At 40.9% G+C, this 20,824-nt stretch carries 16 protein-coding genes; 5 read left to right on the top strand and 11 right to left on the bottom strand.

The genetic code is table 11. The annotated features are described in order from the left end of the window. Window positions 1–47: 47 nt before the first annotated feature. The 3 genes from nifH (at window position 48) to CAL7507_RS26900 (ending at window position 2,724) form a co-directional block, all read left to right on the top strand. Window positions 48–953: a nitrogenase iron protein gene (gene nifH / locus CAL7507_RS26905; RefSeq protein WP_015131644.1), complete on the top strand. Its 906-nt coding sequence runs from the start codon at window positions 48–50 to the stop codon at window positions 951–953. 788 nt (window positions 954–1,741) lie between these two features. Beyond that, on the top strand, window positions 1,742–1,891 hold the full coding sequence (locus CAL7507_RS33530) for a pentapeptide repeat-containing protein (RefSeq protein WP_015131643.1): 150 nt from the start codon (window positions 1,742–1,744) through the stop codon (window positions 1,889–1,891). Between the two features lie 347 nt (window positions 1,892–2,238). Next, window positions 2,239–2,724, top strand: coding sequence for an allophycocyanin subunit alpha apoprotein (locus tag CAL7507_RS26900; RefSeq protein ID WP_015131642.1), 486 nt, complete (start codon window positions 2,239–2,241; stop codon window positions 2,722–2,724). Between the two features lie 439 nt (window positions 2,725–3,163). On the opposite strand, the gene CAL7507_RS26890 is transcribed toward CAL7507_RS26900, so the two are convergent. Continuing rightward, window positions 3,164–3,469, bottom strand: coding sequence for a hypothetical protein (locus CAL7507_RS26890; RefSeq protein WP_015131640.1), 306 nt, complete (start codon window positions 3,467–3,469; stop codon window positions 3,164–3,166). Window positions 3,470–3,592: 123 nt separating this feature from the next. Next, complete coding sequence (locus CAL7507_RS26885; protein WP_015131639.1) at window positions 3,593–3,892, bottom strand: RNA-binding protein; 300 nt, start codon at window positions 3,890–3,892, stop codon at window positions 3,593–3,595. 352 nt (window positions 3,893–4,244) lie between these two features. On the opposite strand from CAL7507_RS26885, the gene infC reads away from it, so the two are divergent. Further along, the gene (gene infC, locus CAL7507_RS26880; protein WP_083862926.1) at window positions 4,245–4,736 is read left to right on the top strand and encodes a translation initiation factor IF-3; all 492 of its coding nucleotides are present in this window, start codon (window positions 4,245–4,247) and stop codon (window positions 4,734–4,736) included. Between the two features lie 387 nt (window positions 4,737–5,123). Beyond that, window positions 5,124–5,432 carry a hypothetical protein gene (locus tag CAL7507_RS26875; protein ID WP_015131637.1) on the top strand — a complete coding sequence of 103 codons (309 nt, stop codon included), beginning with the start codon at window positions 5,124–5,126 and terminating at the stop codon, window positions 5,430–5,432. A 261-nt stretch (window positions 5,433–5,693) separates the two neighbouring features. Here the strand turns inward: CAL7507_RS26875 and CAL7507_RS26870 are convergent, their stop codons facing one another. From CAL7507_RS26870 to CAL7507_RS26830, 9 genes are all read right to left on the bottom strand, one after another. Next, window positions 5,694–6,167, bottom strand: coding sequence for a hypothetical protein (locus CAL7507_RS26870; protein WP_015131636.1), 474 nt, complete (start codon window positions 6,165–6,167; stop codon window positions 5,694–5,696). A gap of 228 nt (window positions 6,168–6,395) precedes the next feature. Then, entirely contained in the window at window positions 6,396–7,481 is a 1,086-nt protein-coding gene (locus tag CAL7507_RS26865; RefSeq protein WP_015131635.1) for a glycosyltransferase family 4 protein, read from the bottom strand. Window positions 7,482–7,927: 446 nt separating this feature from the next. After that, window positions 7,928–8,869, bottom strand: coding sequence for an ABC transporter permease (locus CAL7507_RS26860; protein ID WP_015131634.1), 942 nt, complete (start codon window positions 8,867–8,869; stop codon window positions 7,928–7,930). A gap of 74 nt (window positions 8,870–8,943) precedes the next feature. Continuing rightward, window positions 8,944–9,987 (bottom strand): ABC transporter permease, encoded by a 1,044-nt coding sequence (locus CAL7507_RS26855; protein WP_015131633.1) that lies wholly within the window; start codon window positions 9,985–9,987, stop codon window positions 8,944–8,946. A gap of 105 nt (window positions 9,988–10,092) precedes the next feature. Continuing rightward, a complete protein-coding gene (locus CAL7507_RS30275) occupies window positions 10,093–12,939 on the bottom strand; it encodes a hybrid sensor histidine kinase/response regulator (RefSeq protein WP_015131632.1) in 2,847 nt (948 codons plus the stop codon). A gap of 154 nt (window positions 12,940–13,093) precedes the next feature. Continuing rightward, entirely contained in the window at window positions 13,094–16,147 is a 3,054-nt protein-coding gene (locus CAL7507_RS26845; protein WP_015131631.1) for an amino acid adenylation domain-containing protein, read from the bottom strand. Window positions 16,148–16,381: 234 nt separating this feature from the next. Continuing rightward, the gene (locus tag CAL7507_RS26840) at window positions 16,382–17,812 is read right to left on the bottom strand and encodes a response regulator (protein WP_015131630.1); all 1,431 of its coding nucleotides are present in this window, start codon (window positions 17,810–17,812) and stop codon (window positions 16,382–16,384) included. A gap of 839 nt (window positions 17,813–18,651) precedes the next feature. Then, entirely contained in the window at window positions 18,652–19,311 is a 660-nt protein-coding gene (locus CAL7507_RS26835) for a hypothetical protein (protein WP_015131629.1), read from the bottom strand. 288 nt (window positions 19,312–19,599) lie between these two features. Continuing rightward, entirely contained in the window at window positions 19,600–20,700 is a 1,101-nt protein-coding gene (locus tag CAL7507_RS26830; protein WP_015131628.1) for a D-alanine--D-alanine ligase family protein, read from the bottom strand. Window positions 20,701–20,824: the final 124 nt, after the last annotated feature.

The following is a 20,824-nucleotide window of genomic DNA, read 5'->3' as shown; positions in this document are numbered from 1 at the left end:
CTTGAACTCAGATCCATAGACAAAATAATTCTTGGAAGATACTAATCATGACTGACGAAAAAATTAGACAAATAGCTTTCTATGGTAAAGGTGGTATCGGTAAATCTACCACTTCCCAAAACACCTTGGCAGCTATGGCAGAAATGGGTCAGCGCATCTTAATTGTCGGTTGCGATCCCAAAGCTGACTCTACCCGTTTGATGTTACACTCTAAAGCCCAAACCAGCGTTCTACAATTGGCCGCTGAACGAGGCGCTGTAGAGGATATAGAACTCGAAGAAGTCATGCTTACTGGCTTTCGGGATGTACGTTGCGTGGAGTCTGGCGGTCCAGAACCCGGTGTAGGTTGCGCCGGTCGCGGTATTATCACCGCCATCAACTTCTTAGAAGAAAACGGTGCATATAAAGACGTTGATTTTGTCAGCTACGATGTATTAGGTGACGTTGTCTGCGGTGGCTTCGCTATGCCCATCCGGGAAGGTAAAGCACAAGAAATCTACATTGTTACCTCCGGTGAAATGATGGCGATGTATGCTGCTAACAACATTGCTCGCGGTGTTCTGAAATACGCTCACACTGGCGGCGTGCGCTTGGGTGGTTTGATTTGTAACAGCCGTAACGTTGACCGGGAAATCGAACTGATAGAAACCCTGGCAAAACGCTTAAACACTCAGATGATTCACTACGTACCGCGTGATAACATCGTTCAACACGCAGAATTGCGCCGAATGACTGTGAACGAGTACGCACCTGACAGTAATCAAGGTCAAGAATACCGGGCACTAGCTACCAAGATCATCAACAACAAGAATCTCACTGTTCCTACACCTATTGAAATGGAAGAGCTAGAAGAGTTGTTGATTGAATTCGGTGTCCTCGAAAGCGAAGAAAATGCTGCAATGTTAATTGGCAAGTCATCTGCTGAAGCACCAGTAGAAAGTACTACCAAGTAAGCAATGCTATCAGGGTGGGTTGCAACCCACCCTGATAAGCATTGGCCTAAACCTAAATCCTGAGTTTTTGTAGTAATAAGAAATAAATACTTTGTGCAATAACTAAATATTTTTTAGTAAAATTAAGTTAATTGGTTATTATCCGATGGTATTCACTACAGCGCAAAATGTCGCTGTTTTTTTTTGAGATATTAAGCCATAACTTGACCCTTCACAATCTTCTAGTGACCAAATTTTTACGTTAAAAAGGCTTGAGCAAGTTCAGTCCGGAGTTAAGTCAAAAAGTGAAAGTTTAGATTAACAAAAATTACTGTACTGAACATCAAAAAGCCAGCATCTTAAAAAGAATATAACAATCCGATTTGATTTTTGAACATCTTTAAGTGTTGGTAGGGTGGGCAACGCCCACCATATCTAGGTTTTGGTGGGCAATACCTAGGTGTAATTCAAAAATCAAATAGTAGTCCTATAGTATTTACTGTTATGGATTTGACTAATCAATTTAATTGAAATATATAAGACTACTGCACATTTTTTATACATAAAATATAATTTTACTTCCGTTTTAATAGTCAATTTATTCCCAGAATTTTTATCTATACTGTCTGAACAATTTTGGTGACTAAGTAGGAAATCCCCAATAATCTCAGTAATTTTTAAATATCAGTTGTGCCTTGCGAGTGCCTTTCTTTCCTATTCTAAAGACAGAGGCAACTAATAATGAAATATAACTGCTATAATATGAACATGAAAACAGCGACAACGCTACACATTGTGAGGCAGCCAATATGGATGCCAACGAAGTTTTAAGGCGATATGCAGCCAGGGAAATAAATTTTAGGCTGGCGAATTTCCCAGGAATCAGCTTAATTCGAGCAACTCTGAGAAAAGTAGATTTTGCTGGGGCGAATTTGAGGAAATCATATCTGAGAAATTAACAGATACAAAAATGTTATTCCCGTAAGGAAAGTAGGTTTTTTTCTGATGACTGCAAGCATTAAATAATTACTCTTCTGCTTAAGATTATGTCTTTAAAAAGCCTCATTGCTTTTAGTGCATGATCTAAACTTCCAAGTCGTGAGTCAAAGGAACTGAAACCTTGAACTAGCAGCTTTTTCTCAGCCTACTAGTAGTCTGTCAGGGTTGAAATGAGGGACTGTAGTGTGAGCGTCTCGCTCACGCGGGCTTTTCGGCCCGCACTACCAAAAACCCCTCAAAACTAGTTCCTAACCTTTGAAATCTCGATATGGCAAACATAATTTCATTTTTTTAAGGATTCTATATAATGAGTTTGATCCTCAAGTCGATTCTCAACGCAGACACAGAAGCTCGCTATCTCACCCCTGGCGAACTCGAGCCAATTAAGAGCTTTGTTAAGAATGGTGAGCGTCGTCTGCGCCTTGTTCAAGCTTTAACTGAAAACCGCGAACGCATTGTTAAGCAATCTGGAACCCAGCTGTTTCAAAAGCGCCCTGATGTTGTCTCACCTGGTGGAAACGCCTATGGACAAGAAATGACTGCGACTTGTCTGCGAGATATAGATTACTATCTACGCTTGATCACTTACAGTATCGTAGCTGGTGATGCCACTCCAATTCAGGAAATTGGGGTCATTGGTGCCCGCGAAATGTACAGGTCTCTGGGAACTCCGATTGAAGCCGTGGCTGAAAGTATCCGTGCGATGAAGAATATTACCACCTCGATGATGTCAGCAGAAGACGCTAGCGAAGTTGGGGGTTACTTCGACTACTTAATAGCTGGACTCCAGTAGGGTTTCACCTCTCAGTCGGAAACGTGGCTGTGATGGAAATCTTTTCTAGTCCAGGCTTTCTCCACCTCTGGAGCTTTCTTTCAGTAAAAGAATATCATCTGGGAAAGACTGGGCTGGCATTATAGCTAATTTACCTATCACTACATTGGAGAGTAATTATGTCAAAGGAAAAAAAGGGCAATAGAGAAACGAAAAAACCAAAAAAAGATCCTCAGAAGAAAAAGGATAAAAAAGACCCAAATAGATATGATGGCTTAAGTCAATAATTGTATGATCTGGTAAGTGGGGGCGATCGCATACAAATATTCTCCGTTAGCTAAAGGGTGGGAATATATCGCCGCATACCACGGTATATTTAGCCCCATCTTTTTCCCAGATTTGTTTGTTCACCCTTGTAGCTAAAGCTACAAGGCGCTGACCGCAGCAGAAGCAAGCTTAATTAATAAAAGGCTTCTACATTGTGTCGGAAGGCGATTAAGGCATAGTTGCCCTGTTCCTCTTTCAGCGCCCAAAAGATAGCATCAGATACTTCTAGTGAAACAAGAGTCTTAATTTCAATGTTAGTGTTGTAGCCTGCTAAGTCTGACAGCCGTCTTCCATGCCCGCCCTCACCCTGTACTTGACTGATGGTGTAACCGCTGACATTATGGCTTTTTAGTAGCTTAACAATCCGGTCTTTGAGTACTGTCTCACCAATGATAGTGATCAAGACAGCAGATTCGATAGGAAAGGCTAAGTTTGTCATATACAACTCCAGAGAATGGTTTTTAGCTGCTAAATGTTCTATCAAAAAGGCTCAAGCACCTTTGCCTGAGCCACTGCTACGTTAATTAATTTGCTAAACTAGTAAGCTAGTATCTTATAAAGCTTAGTAGCGGTTCCGGAAGCTGCTGTTGCCCCGATTACCATCAAATGAACTTCTGTCTTCTCTAGGTTTAGCCTTATTCACCTTCAAATCACGCCCCATCCACTCTGCGCCATCTAGCGCTTCAATGGCGGCTGTTTCTTCAGCATCTGTACCCATTTCTACAAAGCCGAAGCCGCGCACACGACCTGTGTCACGATCTGTAGGTAGCTGAACCCGCTTGACAGAACCATATTCTGCAAAGACACCACTAAGGCCATCTTGTGTAACTTCGTAAGAAAGATTGCCTACATAAATCGACATAAGTTGTCTCCGAAATCATAAATGTGTAGAGATTTAAGTTTCGGAGAAAAGTTTGTAAATACCAAAAACAAAAAGCCTGTCAATACTAAAAACAAAACCTGTTAACCGAATTAACTCTCATCTACCATCATGACGCAGCAGACAACTTTTAGGGAGGAAGTGGCATAAAGCTTTACATAAAGTTACATACCAATCCGATTTGATTCTTGAATTTACTCATAAGAGCCAGGGAACAGGCTTTGGGGTGCGATTGAGTCCTTCGGCGATCGCTCAGTTCATAATTTCTAGTTAGTGTTGTGTTACATTAGCATTACTTGCATTCATTGAAGTATTGAAAAATTGAGAGGAAAATATTATCGCAATCCAAAAGCAACTAATTAACTCGCAAATCAAGTCACCTCAAGTTTTCTTGATTGACCATGAGAACAATAACCGTGGTCTGCTCGATACAAGTGAAGCTCTACAGCTAGCACAGAGCGTAGAGCTTGACTTAGTTCTAGTCTCGGAAGGCAAAGACGCTCCTGTTGCAAAGATTCTTAACTACGGTAAACTTCAGTACCAAAAGAAAAAGCGTCAAGGACAAAGTGCTAGACCTACAGTAAAAGAAGTTAGGCTCCGTCCCAACGTGGGTGTCGCCGACTATAACTTACGCATCGAGCAAGCAGTTGGGTGGTTGAGTAAAGGTGATTCAGTCAAGTTTGTGATTCGTTTGCGAGGGCGAGAAAATCAATATCGTGAACAAGCTGGAGAACTGTTAGAGCGGATTGTCAATGCTCTGGGTGAGGTAGGTAAAGTCCAGTCGCTGGATAAACGCTCACTAGTGGCTCAAGTTGTTCCGGCCTAAATTAATTTTTCAGGAATATTATTTAGCCAAATCAAGTAGCCAGAGAAACTGTTAAAGTGTGCTGGTTACTGTAGTGCTACCGTGTGGTGTAACCAAATCCTGAAACGCAAGGAGCGTGGGAGAGGAGACAACACACGGGGCTTTGTTTATTAGAACAAATAAGGTGATTTCTAAAAATAATCTTACCAATTTAGAGGGCAAACAACCGGTTGCCCCTACGGTTGATCCGCGATCGCATGGTAATTTCTATTGGAGGAAATCTCCTAAGACCTCATCAGCCTTAACATTCAACGTCTCTGTTTTACAACTTAGGTAGCTGAAGTGTTATACTTAGTAATATCACTGGATATCCCTTGTCTAAATAACACGTTTTAACGTGTACAAATTATGCAAAACGGTTCAAATATAATTCCAGAATTTGAAAAATTATTTAGACAAAAATTACAACTAAATAATTGTAGGCTCAGGAAAAAAAGACAGGAGAATAATTATGAAATCACTACTCCTGCTAAAGACGTTTTTTTGATGTCTTGGTGTGAGTTTCCGGACATTAACTTGATATACCAGCCTGTAGGAATACGAACAAAGCAGACCATAGTTTATGAGCGGGCTATCCGTGACCATATTAATTCTTGTGTGAGTAGCATCCAGGAGAAGCCTGAATCTAGCTTTGTTGCTTTAGAGAGAGAAAACTAAAGTTTTTTATTTTTAGTATGGAAAATATCTTCGTTGATGCTTTTGACGAAGGTATTACAAAGTCTCTTAAAAGTGTGCGGCTACTGTAAACGGTCAACGGCAAATTAATAATTTTAGTGTCAGTATCATCTCTTCATATCTTTTCTTGTGCGGGCGTTAATTTGCTGGGAGCAGCATTCTAGTTCGATGAGGCGATCGCTAATCTTGATGAGATGATTTTGGCTTTTGATGGGAGTTGTACAACGAAGTTTACTAGGTAGGCTAGTCCAAGAAAAATTTTTTCGAGATTGGGTCTTCTTTGAGGGATTGAATAAAATCCTTCAAAGTGAGCATTGTGCCGTTGAAGGTGAACTTAGGAGTGCCATTTTGAGAAATAATTCTCACCTCACCATCTTGGATCTGAATCTTATGCTTAATGCTGTCCCATAGAGTGTCAAAACTCTCATCATCCTTGCAACCATTGGCTTCAAGGAACTTTTGACGCACTTCGGTTTTGAGCGATCGCGCTTCTGCTGCTTGACTGCGCGCCTCAAAGTGCTTAATTATATCTTCATCAGCACTCTCTCTCAAGATTTTATTTTCAGCTTGAACTTGCTCTAACTGAGTTTTTATGGCTTGCAGTTGTGAGATTAAAGCAGCTGATCTCTGGTATTCAACTTTTAAAGCCTGCTTGGCAGCGGTTAATAAGGCTCTATAATCTAGCTGCTTTTCAGTTTGAATTTTTTCGGATTCCATATTTATATGCAGAATTCAAGGGTAGTTTATTGGGATTTGTGGATGATGTATGGTTTTATTTTAACTGTAAAGCTAATTGCACTCCAATTTCCCTCAGCTTTACTATACTTACTACCGAGTAAGAAGAGTACTCAGCATTTTTAACTCAGCACTCTTCATCTTTGGGTTAATGTGATTTGGATGTCGTTCGTCAATATCTAGAGACGATTAGAGACAGGTTAAAATTAATTAGCTTTGGCTGTTAGCTAAACTAACCAAACTACGAAGATGCCCATTTTTAGCAAATCGCTCTGCTAGAATTTGTTGATAAACTGCTTCATAACCATTGGTCATTTGTCTAGTGCTAAAACAGTTTTCGACGTGCTGACGACAAGCATAGCGGTCTAACTGAGTTACCTGATCAATAGCACTGATAAACTCTTGAATATTATTGCAGAGAAAACCCGTCTTGCCGTGATCAATGACTTCAACAGTAGACCCCAATTTCATCGCAATTACTGGTGTACCTGCAGCCATAGATTCAACCATCACCAACCCAAATGGTTCTCGCCAAGTGATAGGAAACAGAGTTGCAACTGCGCCTCCCATGAGGGCATTTTTTTGCACGTGGTTGGCTTCACCTAGATACTCAATTTGTTTAGAGTCTATATGTGGTTTAATTTCTTTCTCAAAGTATTCCACATCAACGGCATCTATCTTCCCTGCCATTTTCAAGTGCCAGCCAGTTTGTTTGGCAATTTCTATTGCTAAGTGCGCGCCCTTTTCTGGAGACATCCGCCCTAAAAATGCCAGGTAAGGAGGATTTTCTGGTTGAGGATAAAATTCATAACTACTAACATCTATTCCGTTATAGACTGTTGCTAGATAATTCAGTTCTAATCTTGGTTCTCGTTGCGAATTAGAAATACTAACGTAGGGTTGATTTTTACCGAACCTAAACATTTTTTCGTTGTCAGGGGTAAAAATACCATGCAACGTATGAACTGTAGGGGTTGTGACGAGATTTGCGTAAGTCAATGCCCCATGCCCTGTATGGGCGTGAATAATATCAAATTCTTCTGCTCGTTCATATACTGAAGCTAGATTTAGCATCTCATAGATGCTGCAATCTTTGATGGTGGTATCAAGTCTGAGGGCACGGGGGTGAACTGACACAAGTTTTGCCAGACTGATAGAATCTCCCGATGCAAATAAAGTGACTTCATGTCCACGTCTAACTAATTCATCAGTCAGTAACCCTACTACTAACTCAATACCTCCATAAGCTGGTGGTGGTACTCTCTCCCATAATGGGGCGATTTGAGCAATTCGCATTACAAACCTCTTGAAAAGTTAGAACTTATTGAGAAATGTTTTTTTGTGTTTAATATAGTGCTTGTAACGAGTTTATTGGGCGCTAGAATCCCAATTAAAACACAATTTTTATAAAACCTCTCCTCTCAATGGTATACTTTATTTTAAATATTGATGGACTACTTTATATAGGGAAATTACCCACTATTTGAGATATAAATAAATTTCATTTTTCATCAATTCGTGCTTAGGCAGAATTTTTACTAATTACATCATGGTTTTTCACGTTAATTATGGGCAAGACAGTATATAGTGCTTCTCACTACGATTAAATACGATGGAGGGCGGGGTTTTCCCGCCCCTACGAGTTTGTGGCTGAAAATCGTACCCGATCAGGTTGGGCAACCCTAATTTATTTCAACATGGAATCAATCGAATTTGTTTTGAGACGATTTTGAGCAAAAATGTCACTTATGCCAAGTTGTTTTTGTTCGAGTGTAAGGAATACCTAATGCTTTTGGCGGTGTGGATTTACCAACTAATCCGACTAATGCTAACAAGGCGATCGCATAAGGTAGCATCACCAAAAATTGGTAGGGAATATTTGCCCCCAACGCCTGAATTCGCAATTGCAAGGCTTCTGTAGCCCCAAACAGCAAACAAGCCAAAGCACTACCTAGAGGATGCCATCTCCCAAAAATTAAAGCAGCGATCGCAATAAATCCTTTACCTGCAGTCATCCCTTCAGCAAAGAATTTCACCTGTACTAAAGTTAAATAAGCACCTCCTAAGCTTGCCAGACAACCACTCATAACTACAGCCAGATAACGTACAAGTTTTACGGAAATCCCAGCTGTGTCAGCCGCCTTGGGCGCTTCCCCCACAGCCCGCAACGTTAAACCAAAACTGCTATGGAATAAAAAATATATACTAAAAGCTACTAGAGTAAATAGTAAATATACTAAGATATCCTGCTGAAATAGCAATGGGCCAATTAAAGGAATCTTCGCCAAACCAGGAATGATAATTGCCGTAATTCCAGGTAATTGTTGGGTGCTAGCACCAGTAAACACCAGCCTTGATAAAAACGATGTTAACCCAGCGGCTACAAGATTAATTGCCAAACCAGACACTAACTGATCAACACGCAAAGTTATACACAAAAAAGCATGGAGCAGTCCTACTAAACCCCCAGCAATTAAGGCGGCTAGGATACCAATCCAGACATTACCTGTGTAAAAAGTTGCGGATGCACTCGCAAAAGCACCAGTCAACAACATCCCTTCCAGGGCAATATTTAACACTCCCGAACGTTCAGAGTATAAACCGCCCAAAGCGGCAAACCCCAAGGGTATGGCAAGGCGGAGACTGGCTACGAGGTAATCTGAGAGGAAGTTGAGGTTATTCATTCAGGTTTTTTTAACGCAGAGGAGCGCTGAGGGAAGCGCAGAGTAACGCAGAGGTGTTTTGATTTTTATCTGCGTTATGGTTCTATAGTTTTTATATTTTTTTCCACAGCGAGACTGATAGCAATAAATAATACCGTCAACCCTTGAATGGCGTAAACTACTGTCACGGGGACACCTGCGCTACGTTGCATCACATTAGCACCACTACGCAGCGCGGCAAAAAATAGGGAATTTAGTACCACACCGACGACGCTACCACGGCTTAAAAAGGCGATCGCGATCGCATCAAAACCATAACCAGGTGAAATAGCCTCAAATAAACGATATTTCAACCCCATGACTTCAGTTGCACCCGCTAACCCCGCTAAACCACCCGCTAACGCCATGACTAACATGATGGTACGCTGAACAGAAATCCGCGCATAATGAGCAGCAATTGGGTTAAATCCCACCGCTGCGATTTGGTAACCTAGAGGCGATCGCACTAACAACAACCACAAAATTACTGCTGCAATTAATGCTAATAAAATACCTGCATGGGCAAGACTCCCAGGTAAAATGATCGGTAACTGGGCAGATTTAGCAATCAGTGGTGAATAAGGACTAGGTGCTGCTGGTGCTTTCATGGGATTTTGCACCAAGTAGCTCACTAAATTCACTGCAATGTAATTTAGTAGCAAGGTGGTAATTACCTCGTTTACCCCTCTTACAGCCTTGAGATAACCAGGAATTCCACCCCAAACAGCACCGAAGAGAAATCCTGCTAACAGCGCTAAGGGAATGTGAATCACCGCAGGTAATCCCTGCACATACAACCCAATCAAAGTACTTCCCAAAGCACCCAGATAAATTTGCCCTTCCCCACCAATGTTAAATTGACCACCACGCAACGCCACCAACACACCTAAACTGGTGAATAGTAGCGGTGTCATTTTTGTCAAGGTGTTACCAAATCCAAAGTAGGTAGAGAGAGATTCTTGAAATAACGCGGTGTAGGCTGCAAGCGGATTTGCGCCAGCCAGTGCAATTAAACCTGCACCAACCAGTAAAGCAGATGCGATCGCCACCAAGGGGGATAAAATTGGTAGCAGAAATTGAATGCGTTTATTTGTAATCATTGGGTGATGCTTGCCAACTTTCCACCTCAAAAAATAAGTATCTAGCAATACCCCGACTGAGAAGCATTACAAGATTATATTAATGGCGAAGTCTTGGCTATGCGTCTACAAATATTTTTCTATGAAGATTTTTATTTGTTTAATTTGGAAGCCTTTAGCGAAGTTACTGAGTTTTTGGACAAACGGAGAAAACTCGCTATTTAAATTTTCAATCCTTGCCAGTTCTTGGAGTAAATCGTTAACCAAACCCTTACGGCTTAATTCATAAAGTAAAACCAAGTCTTCATAGGATGGTGGTATGATGCCGGATGCATCTATATCAACTTTTGTCTGTTTATTGTGCTTTTTCTCCTCTAAAGCTTCCTCGTACATCCACTCCAGTTGCAAATGTACACGCAATGCCTCTAATAAACTATCAGCCTGCACAGGTTTGGGTAAAAATTCATTAGCTCCAGCCTCTAAGCTTTTATGCTTGTCTGATTTAAATACGCTGGCTGAGGACACAACAACAGGTATATTCTGGAATAAAGGTGATTGACGCAGACTTGCGAGCATCTCATAACCATCCATAACTGGCATCAAAATATCAGTTATGATCAAATCAGGCTCAAACTCTATAGCCTTTTCTAGCCCTTGTTTGCCATGCTCTGCCTCCTGCATTGCAAAGCCGAGAGGTTGCAAAAAATTGATGATAAATGAGCGATTTTCCCAGTGATCGTCAACAATTAAAACTTTTCGTTTCTCACCTACAAAACCAACAATATTACCTGGCTGAGAAACAGAGTGAATTTTCTGCCAATATTGAGATTTTTGCAATTCAACATTGAACCAAAAAATGCTTCCGTGTCCTAGTTGACTTCGTACTTCTAAAGTGCTGTCCATCATCTGGACAATCTTTTGGCTAATTGCTAACCCTAATCCTGTTCCTTCTGATTGCTTGTTGCTATCTCCAACTTGTTCAAACGGCAAAAAGATATTTTCGAGATAATTCTGAGGAATACCAATACCAGTATCTTCAATTTGAAAACAAATTTTGTCAGCTAAATTTTCTTGTAATCTTGAGCCTGTGGTATCCTGGCATTTTACAGAAAAGACTACTTTTCCTTTGTCTGTGAATTTGACAGCATTGCCTAGTAAATTAATTAGCACTTGTCGTAGTCTTTTTTCATCAGCATAAATAGCTTCTGGCAGTTTATTATCAGGTTGATAAATAAAATCAATACCTTTTTGTTCAGCTTTAATCCGACAGATTTCCACAACATCTTGCAAGAAAGACTGAAAGTGAAAGTCTACAGGATGTAACTCCATCTTCTGAGCTTCAATTTTAGAAATATCTAGAATATCATTGATCAATGTTAAAAGATGGGATGCACATTGGCTAATAATATCAATGCCTTTTTGTTCTTTATCAACAAAATTTTTTGAGCGCTTAAGAATTTGAGCATATCCCAAAATACCATTGAGAGGAGTACGCAATTCATGGCTCATATTTGCTAAAAACTCACTCTTGGCAATGTTTGCTTGATCGGCTGCTTCTTTAGCTTTCTTGAGTTCTGTAGTACGTTCCTCTACTCTTATTTCGAGTTCCTCATTAGTTCTAGCTAATTTAACAAAAGATTCTCGGAGTTGCTGAGACATTTTATTAAATAAATATCCCAAACGCCCTAGTTCATTTGGACACCTGACATCAACTTTAATATCTAGATTACCAGCATAAATACTTTCAGTTGCTGCCATAAGTTTGTTTAGTGGAGTAGCAATTTGACGATGTAAAATCAGGAATACAATGATAATCTCAATGATGAGTGAGCTTAGTCCTAATAAGAGAATTAGCCGCGCTGTGTTAAAAGCTTCTTGAGTTAATAGAGATTTAGGAAAAACTGTAACTAAATACCAATCTGGCTCATTAATTGTGGTTACAGCTAGGTATTCATCATTCTCAGAATTATCAATCACCCGATTTCCTGGTGTTTGAGTGACTAACTTAAAAATTTGACGCAGATGAGAGTCTTTTGATTGCCCAATGGAAAATTGACCATTTCCTTGTTTAATATCTTCCATCAGAGCAGGATGGACTACTAAACGCCCATCTTTTCTAAAGATCATGTTGTATGTGCCTGTGAGGACATCATTCAGCGTGCGATCGCGTAACTCACCAATCAAAATATCATGTCCGAGTGTAGCAATATGTCTGCCATCTACATCCAACGGTGTGACACAAGATGCCATCCAAGCAGCAGCAACCTGATCGTAATAAATTCCTGTCCAGACGGTTTTGCGTTCAGGATCATAAACTTGTCGGGTAATTTGAAAGGACTCATCATCGGTGACGCGGAACGATTTCCTAGAAGGTGCTTTCAATGCCCACGGATATTCGTGCATGTACATCACCATGCCATTCTCTGGAATTTGGGTGTAGCTGTTGGCAAAGCGATTGCGCCATGCAGGCCCGTAAGCGCTGAGGGTATTGTAATAAGCTAAGACTCGGCGGCGCATATCAGCATCGACTTTGACATTTTTACCCAGAAACACACCAGGAGTCTTGTCAATTTCAAAAATGTTAGGACGGTTGCGAATCGTACCATCCTTGTATTTGACAAACAACTGCTCAAACTCGGCTTGGGGATCGCGATCGCCTAATGCTTGAAGCTGCTTTAGCAAAGCCTGTTTCAACAAGACATGGTTATCTTCAGCCAACGTGAATATTGCTCTCTCACGCTGCGCTCTTAGTTTGACATATTGCTCAAGTTGTGACAAAGACTGCTCTGTCACCCGTGAAATCACTTGGAAGTAACCAATTCCTGTGGATGCAACAATGACGATGCCCATACTGATTGCGGTTTTGATCAGCGTTTGTTGCGTCAGCGATCCTCTGTGCTTGCTTCGAGCATCGCTTTCAACCTGCGGAACAGATGCAGGTAATTTAAAGTTTTCCCCCCAATTTATGCTCATTCTGGCATCCTAAAAAATATTTCGTCATAGGACTTATGCAAAAAACCTCTCAAACTCTCATTTCTCTGTTTCCTCTGTGGTTTGTTTTTCCGTTACTTGTGTGTAAGTTGCCCACCATATCCGGGTTTTGGTGGGCTACGTGTTTTTTATCTGATTAACCAAACATTTTCAGGTTGCCGCTTGCCACACTAGTAGATTTAGTGAGGAAACCGCAACGCATGAAATAAGACAAATAAGCTTTTAGCACGGAAGAGTTAATAGGAGGACAGATAATATCGCTACTCGCTAGTCCCAATTGTGTGTTACGGGAATCAAAGACTTGGGATGATGTTAGGGCGGTTGTTTCGATAAAAGTTTCTTGCTGATTTGATACCTTCTTGGTAAACATCGATGCTATTGGTGTTAAAGCATTCTCTGGAGGCATATTGAGTAGTTTTGTCTGCCATTGGTCGAAAGAAATAGAAGTAATCGGATATCCCAGTGAGTTCAGATCAGCCGCTAGCTGGTTAATCGATAATACATAGGGACTTAATAAATGAAAGGTTTTGCCATCAGATTTTGGTTGGCGTGACAAATATGCGATCGCTTGAGCTACGTAGTCTACGGGAGTCAAGTTCATATTTAGTTCCCATTCAGGTGCGTAACCCATTTGGATGAACCCTTTAATCATTCTGCTAATCAGGTTACTAGGCTGAAAAACACCGGTTTGACTATGCCCTGTAATCATTCCTAACCGATAAATACAGACAGGCAAACCGCGATCGCGTGCTGCCATAACTAATTTTTCGGCTACCCATTTACTTTGGGAATAACCATCAAAATACCCCGCCCCACTGAGAATATCCTCTGTTTCTAAAATTATTTTCTTCTGTTCATATGCAGAGGATTGAAAGACATCTAAAGTAGAAATATGGTGAATTGGAATGGTTTTTGTATGAACTGCCAAACGTAACACTTCTCCAGTACCGAGTACGTTTGTTTCTCGCAAAGCCGTGTAGGGATAAACTAAATTTACATAAGCACCACTGTGATAAATTAGCTCAATTCGATCTGCTAATTCCCTAAATTGTGCCTCTGATAGTCCTAACAAAGGCTGTGATAAATCTCCCAGCACAGGGACAATTCTGGAACCAAAACTATCTTGCCAAATTTCATAACTTTCTAGACTCTTACGCAGTCGCTCGCTAGCTGCTTCTAAACTATTGGCACGGACTAGACAGTAAACAGTTACCTGTGGATTCAGGTGCAGTAATTCTTGCAGCAGAAAAGCACCAATAAAACCTGTTGCACCAGTTAAGAAGATACGCTGAGGTTCAGTCTGGGTGATAGTTAGTGGGTGGATTGTTGCTTCTAAGACTGCATCAGCCTGCATCTGTTCGAGGTGATTGGCAAATTTAGCTGTAGAACCAGAAGCTGGAATTATTTCAGCTAACTCAGCAATTGTCGGCGCTTTAAATAAGCACTCTAGAGACAATTCTATTTTTAATGTTTCATTTATGCGGTGTATTAACAAAGCCGAAGTGAGCGAATTACCTCCTGATTCAAAAAAGTTTTGATACACACCAACTTCCACACCTAAAATAGTCGTCCAAATTTGGCTCAGTTGTTTTTCTAGCTCTGTTCGGGGAGATACAAATTCCTCCATTAAATCCAGAGTTGGTACTGGTAATGCCCGACGATCAACTTTACAGTTAGGAGTCAATGGCAGTTTATCCATAAAGACTACAATCGCAGGAACCATGTAATCAGATAGTTTTTCTTGCAGCCATCCCTTTAATTGTGCTGGACGCAGATTTTTTTCTGGCGACTTCAACACTACGTAGGCCACTAAACGTAAATCTCCAGGAGAGTCTTCTCTAGCAACTACTACACATTCCTGTACTTGGGGATGTTGCGATAGTGTTGCTTCAATTTCTCCTAATTCAATCCGATGTCCACGAATTTTTACTTGATGGTCAATTCGTCCCACGATCAAGATGTTACCGTCTGGTAAATAACGAGCTAAATCACCTGTTTTATAGAGACGGGCTGTGGGATCGTTACTAAACGGGTCAGGTATGAACTTCTCAGATGTGAGATCGGGACGATTCCCATAGCCTCTTGCTAGTCCTAAACCACCAATGTAAAGTTGTCCCTCTTCTTCTTCTTCAACAGGTTTCAAAGTATCATTCTTACGCCGAGCTGGGTCTTTGAATATATAGATTTGCGTGTTAAAGATGGGGCGACCAATAGGTATGGCGCGATCGCCTGGTTCTACCTGATGAACGGTTGACCAAATAGTAGTCTCTGTTGGCCCATACATATTCCAAACCGCAGAACTCCTTTCTAGTAATTGGTTTGCAAGATGTCGAGTCAGAGCTTCTCCGCCACAAAGGATTTTCAGATGTTGATTACCTTGCCAACCAATAGCTAGCAACATGCGCCAAGTTGCCGGCGTAGCTTGCATGACCGTAGCATGAGATTGATTGATGATTTTAGATAGTTGAAATGCATCGCTTGCAACTTCACGACTCACCATAACGGTAGTAGCGCCTACTATGAGGGGTAGGAAGAGTTCTAAAACAGCAATATCAAAAGAAATCGTAGTCACTGCTAGAAGCACATCTTGCGTTGTCAATCCCGGCTCTTGTTGCATAGAGAGCAAGAAATTAACAACAGCAGCATGAATAATTTGTACACCTTTGGGCTTACCAGTTGAACCGGAAGTGTAAATGGTATACGCCAAATTATCGGCAGATACTAGACTGTGGGGATTCTGGTTGCTATGTTGAGCGGTAAGCGAAGCCATGCCCGCAGGGCTTATCGCTTCCCCATCGCTATTGAGGCAAACGATTTTAGCTGAGTGTGGAGTTAGTTTGTCTGACAAATGCTGTTGAGTTACTAAAACAGTTAGTTGCGAGTCCTCTAGCATAAAAGCCAGACGATCCCAGGGGTAGGATGGATCGAGTGGAACGTAAGCACCGCCTGCTTTGAGGATTGCCAACAAGCCAATCAACATAGAGAGCGATCGCTCCACGCAAATACCCACTAATGTTTCTGAACCGACTCCTAAGGATTGCAGGTAATGTGCTAACTGGTTAGCTTTTTCATTCAGTTGTCGGTAGGTTAATTGCTGATTCTGAAAAATAACAGCTACTTTATCAGGTGTTAAGGATACTTGGTTTTCAACTAATTCATGAATGGTCAGATGTTGATAATTCATAATCATAAAAATACTCAGTAAAATTATTAAAGTCTCATGTTTAAACACACTAAATATGCTTTTTAGTTTTCGCTTTTAATGAAAACTGAAAACCAGATGTATATAGGATTTAAAACCCCAATTTCTTAAAGAAGTAGGGGAAATAAGGAGCAAATTTTGCTTAAATAGTATATAATACATATCCAATACAAGAATTAGCACAGATGTAGATAATAATATTTTGTGAATTCAAACTAGAGATTAGATTGTTTGTAATATTTCTAGGTTTTGCTTTTGCTGATGATCATGTTTAATTTTACAAGGCAGGTTAATGACAAATTCTGTTCCTTTCCCTAGTTCAGAATGACAAAGTAATTGTCCTTGATGCTTTTCCACAATAATTTGATGGCTGATAGATAGCCCTAGCCCTGTTCCTTTACCAACTGGTTTAGTGGTAAAGAAGGGGTCAAACACCTTTGGTTGTAAATCGGCTGGAATGCCTGAGCCGTTGTCAGCAATGCATATCTTTACCCAATCCTGATGTACTCTCTGTGTCCGAATCTGGATGGTTGCAGGTTCTGCATTGTTCACCAAATAGGGTCGGGAATTTTGTTCGTCCAAAGCATCTATTGCATTTGTCAACAAATTCATAAAAACCTGGTTTAACTGACCAACATAGCACTCTATAAGTGGTAATTCCCCATATTCTTTTATAACCCTAATCTCCGGGTGATTTGCTCTACCCTTGAGTTGTTCTTGTAAAATTAACAGAGTACTTTCAATACCTTCATGTATATCTACGATTTTTTTATCAGCTTCATCCAAGCGCGAGAACTTACGTAGAGACAGTACAATTTCACAAATACGTTCAGTCCCAATCCTCATTGAAGACAAAAGCTTGGGCATGTCCTGTTTCAAGTAGTCAAAATCAACTTTTTTCAGATAAAGCTGAATTTCACTAGGTAAACTGGAAAAATTTTCTTGACAAAGTTCTAGCAATGTAAGCAAGCATTGATTATATTCCATTGCGTAGTTGAGATTACCATAAATGAAATTCACAGGATTATTGATTTCATGGGCTACGCCAGCAACGAGCCTTCCTAAAGAAGACATTTTTTCATTGTGTACGAGTTGAACCTGGGTTTGTTCCAGCTTCTGCAATGCTTCAGAAAGTTCAATTGTCCGGTAACTCACTCGCTGTTCTAATTCTTGATTGAGCTTCTGTAGCAAGCTTTCTGCTATTTTGCGTTGCTGAATCTCCTGTTTCAACAACAGGTTTTGAGTCTCTAGAATTTTATCTAAGTTACGTAACTTCAAATGAATTTGAATTCTTGCGAGAACTTCTTCACATTGAAATGGTTTAGTGACATAATCAACCGCACCTACAGACAACCCAGTAACTTTATTGGTAGTATCAGATAATGCAGTTGCAAAGATGATGGGAATATCACGAGTTAGAGGGTTTGCTTTTAGACGTTTGCAAGTTTCAAATCCATCAATGCCAGGCATCATCACATCCAGTATGATTAGATCAGCTTGATAATATTGAACTTGTTCTAGTGCTGTTTCTCCATCAAGTGCAACTGCAACTTGAAATCCAGCAGCAGTTAAAGTATCCGATAAAACTTCTAAATTAGTGGGATTATCATCCACAATGAGAATAGATCCCTTGCATGTTTTTTGTGAAAGCATAATTTTTTTGCTTTTTCTGGTTATTCAGCATCTGTGACACCAAATTTTTAGTTAAGCATCAAAACTTGACATAAAAATTAAGGTAAGAATGTAGGCATAATTAAATGTAAGATGTCATTATGTAAAGCCTTCTCCTTGGGAGACGCTAACGCGAACGGCATAGCTTCCCCGCAGGGGTACGCTTAACGCCTAGCATCTCGCAATAACAGAAAATATTATATTTATTCGCGCCTATCTACTTAAAAATGCCTAGATCAAGAAAAAAACCTAGAATCTTTGACATTAACTAGCGTCTATTTTTTCTATCCATTAGGCTGACCTGGCTTTGGGAAAGGTGATTTAGTATTGTATATAATGAACAGCCTCTTGGGTTTTTATATTTCCCTCCACATAATTAAATATGGTTATTTTTAGCTTTTAAAATTTAGATTTTACCAAGTCAATGATGACGCATTACTGTAACATATAACAGGAGTAGAATTACTGATTTTTTTCCTTCGTAGGTCACTTGTCAAAATTAAAAATTCATTAAACTGAACCCTATTGTGTTATAAACCATTAGGAGTTATTACTTTTTTATTACTCTAAAAAATAAAAATATTCTTAAATTGAGTCGAGGCTTTGTGTACATCTTTGGCATTTCCGTAGGGGTAGGTGTCCTACGCACTTGACCACAGAGAAGAAGGGGATATTGAGAAAATTATCCCCATTTTCTTGTTCCCAATTTCCTTTGTCTCAAGAGTCCTCTTCACTGACTATTAAACACAAGTAAGGGCACAGTCTCCCGTGCCCTGAAATGCCAAAGCATTAATTTGAAAGGCTTTTGTTTTGCATTGTTTTCAATACTTACGTAAAATAGTAGACAAAGAACTCTGTTTGCGAATATCCAGCATATCTGCTAAAGATTCTTGAGTATTATCCAGGCGATGCCTGTGTTCTACTGGCAAAACAGTCATTAAAGGTTTTGTTTGAGGCTGCATTGACACAAAGGGTTTAAGTGATGACACTGGCGAAAAAACTGGCGGAGTTTTTAGCGTCTGTGGTTTGAGTCTGTGCTGATTGCCTTGTCCCGGAGGTGCCTGATAACGTTTAGGTTTCTGGGCTTTTTGACGCTCTGTTGGCTGGTTGATTAAGCGCAAAATTACCAAACAACCACTACCACAACTGAGGGCGATCGCTACAACCATCCATAAAGGTATCGGATTGCTCATCTCAGAGGGTGTATTCGCTGCTTCTTCAAATACAGTAGGTGCTTCTGGGATTTGCTCGGGTTCTTGTGGCTGTTTCGCATACCCAACAGAGCCTAGGCTGTACAAGGCAAAAGCAGCGCTTCCTAGAAACATCGTCAACAAACCAACTAATAACAGCCAAGGATTGCGTACTAGCAAATGCATCAGAATCTGTGAGCTATCTACTGCTCCCGATTTATTATCTGTCAGCTCGAGAGCAGTCCTTGTAGGTTGGGTTGGCTCGTGCTGTACACTCTGACTATTTTCCATGATTACTTTCAGATTTGTACCCCTCTAGATCCATGATTGTACTGGAAGAGCCAAAAATCAGATATCCGTAGTTTAAATCCAGATTTAAGTAGCTTTTTTGTGCAATCTCAGCTACAGAATTTTATCAAGGGTCAAGGGTCAAGGGTAGAGACGCGATTAATCGCGTCTCTACAAGAGTCAAGGGTCAAGAATTATATCTCCCTCACTTCCCCAATCCCCAATCCCCAATCCCCAATCCCCAGTCCCCAGTCCCCAGTCCCCAGTCCCCAATCCCCAATCCCCAATGCCCTAAACAGAATATCTCTCTAGGGCAAGTTGAATTAATCGATCAACTAATTCTGGGAAGGGAATTCCACTATGCGCCCACAGTTGAGGATACATGCTAGTGGCGGTGAAACCAGGAAAGGTATTGATTTCGTTGATTAGCAATTCTCCTGTCGCTTCCACATAGAAAAAGTCTACTCTTGCCAACCCAGCAGCATCAACGGCGGCAAATGCTTGCAAAGCCATATCCTGGATTTGACGGCTGATATTATCGGGGAGTGGTGCGGGAATTAATAAGTCTGCTCTGCCTTCAGTATATTTAGTTTCATAATCGTAAAAATCACTGTCAAAAGTAATCTCCCCCACCACAGAGGCTTGGGGTTGATCGTTGCCTAAAACGGCGCATTCTACTTCCCTAGCGACAACTCCGGCTTCTACAATTAGCCGCCGATCATAACCAGCTGCATTATCTAATGCGGCTTCTAATTCTTGACGCGATCGCACTTTGGCAATGCCGACGGATGAACCTAGGTTAGCAGGCTTGACAAAAGCAGGATAGCCCAACGCTGCTTCAATTTCATCACAAAGTTTAGGAAACACACAAGGATTTGACCAAACTTGCGCCCTTGTGACAGCTTTGTATTTTACTTGGGGTAATCCAGCTTGATCAAATGCCATTTTCATGGCGATTTTATCCATTCCTAAGGCTGAACCCAACACCCCAGAACCAACAAAGGGGACTTGCATTAACGTCAGTAAGCCTTGAATTGTACCATCTTCACCATTGGGCCCGTGAAGAATTGGCAGCCAAACATCCACTTCCGCGACTTGAGAGGGTGATTGCCAACGGCTGAGGATTTGGTTTTGCGGGTTGGATGTGAGATGATTTTCCCCTTGGGGTGTTTTTGGGGATTCCAGCAGGGGTGCGCCAGAACCCAGAAGCTGTTGGGGTAAGTCGCCTGCTAGCCAACGGCCGTCTTTTTGGATGTAGAATGGCAGGACTTCATATTTGCTAGCATTTGGCTGGGCACTTAAAGCTGTAGCGATCGCTCTTGCTGAACTAATCGAAACTTCATGCTCCCCAGAGCGTCCACCAAACAGCAACCCCACCCGCAGTTTACTCATCTTCAATACCTCGACACTCGTCACGCAGTTAGCCTATCACCGAACAAGGCAAAAGTAAAAAGAAAGAATTTGGTAAAATAAAAGACATAGGGTGAAGGCTAATAGACTGTCAATCAGTACGCAG

This window comes from Calothrix sp. PCC 7507 (assembly GCF_000316575.1).
Lineage (GTDB): Bacteria > Cyanobacteriota > Cyanobacteriia > Cyanobacteriales > Nostocaceae > Fortiea.
Note: the sequence above shows the minus strand (reverse complement) of the source record. Positions and strands in the feature narration are given on the sequence as shown.

Bases quoted from the DNA above. Each gene is read 5' to 3' on its own strand.
- CAL7507_RS33530 (WP_015131643.1), top strand. From the start codon at position 1,742: ATGGATGCCAACGAAGTTTTAAGGCGATATGCAGCCAGGGAAATAAAT.
- CAL7507_RS26890 (WP_015131640.1), bottom strand. From the start codon at position 3,469: ATGACAAACTTAGCCTTTCCTATCGAATCTGCTGTCTTGATCACTATC.
- CAL7507_RS26875 (WP_015131637.1), top strand. From the start codon at position 5,124: ATGCAAAACGGTTCAAATATAATTCCAGAATTTGAAAAATTATTTAGA.
- CAL7507_RS26900 (WP_015131642.1), top strand. From the start codon at position 2,239: ATGAGTTTGATCCTCAAGTCGATTCTCAACGCAGACACAGAAGCTCGC.
- CAL7507_RS26840 (WP_015131630.1), bottom strand. From the start codon at position 17,812: ATGCTTTCACAAAAAACATGCAAGGGATCTATTCTCATTGTGGATGAT.
- CAL7507_RS26835 (WP_015131629.1), bottom strand. From the start codon at position 19,311: ATGGAAAATAGTCAGAGTGTACAGCACGAGCCAACCCAACCTACAAGG.
- CAL7507_RS26860 (WP_015131634.1), bottom strand. From the start codon at position 8,869: ATGAATAACCTCAACTTCCTCTCAGATTACCTCGTAGCCAGTCTCCGC.
- CAL7507_RS26855 (WP_015131633.1), bottom strand. From the start codon at position 9,987: ATGATTACAAATAAACGCATTCAATTTCTGCTACCAATTTTATCCCCC.
- CAL7507_RS26865 (WP_015131635.1), bottom strand. From the start codon at position 7,481: ATGCGAATTGCTCAAATCGCCCCATTATGGGAGAGAGTACCACCACCA.
- CAL7507_RS26885 (WP_015131639.1), bottom strand. From the start codon at position 3,892: ATGTCGATTTATGTAGGCAATCTTTCTTACGAAGTTACACAAGATGGC.
- CAL7507_RS26845 (WP_015131631.1), bottom strand. From the start codon at position 16,147: ATGATTATGAATTATCAACATCTGACCATTCATGAATTAGTTGAAAAC.
- CAL7507_RS26870 (WP_015131636.1), bottom strand. From the start codon at position 6,167: ATGGAATCCGAAAAAATTCAAACTGAAAAGCAGCTAGATTATAGAGCC.
- CAL7507_RS26830 (WP_015131628.1), bottom strand. From the start codon at position 20,700: ATGAGTAAACTGCGGGTGGGGTTGCTGTTTGGTGGACGCTCTGGGGAG.
- nifH (WP_015131644.1), top strand. From the start codon at position 48: ATGACTGACGAAAAAATTAGACAAATAGCTTTCTATGGTAAAGGTGGT.
- CAL7507_RS30275 (WP_015131632.1), bottom strand. From the start codon at position 12,939: ATGAGCATAAATTGGGGGGAAAACTTTAAATTACCTGCATCTGTTCCG.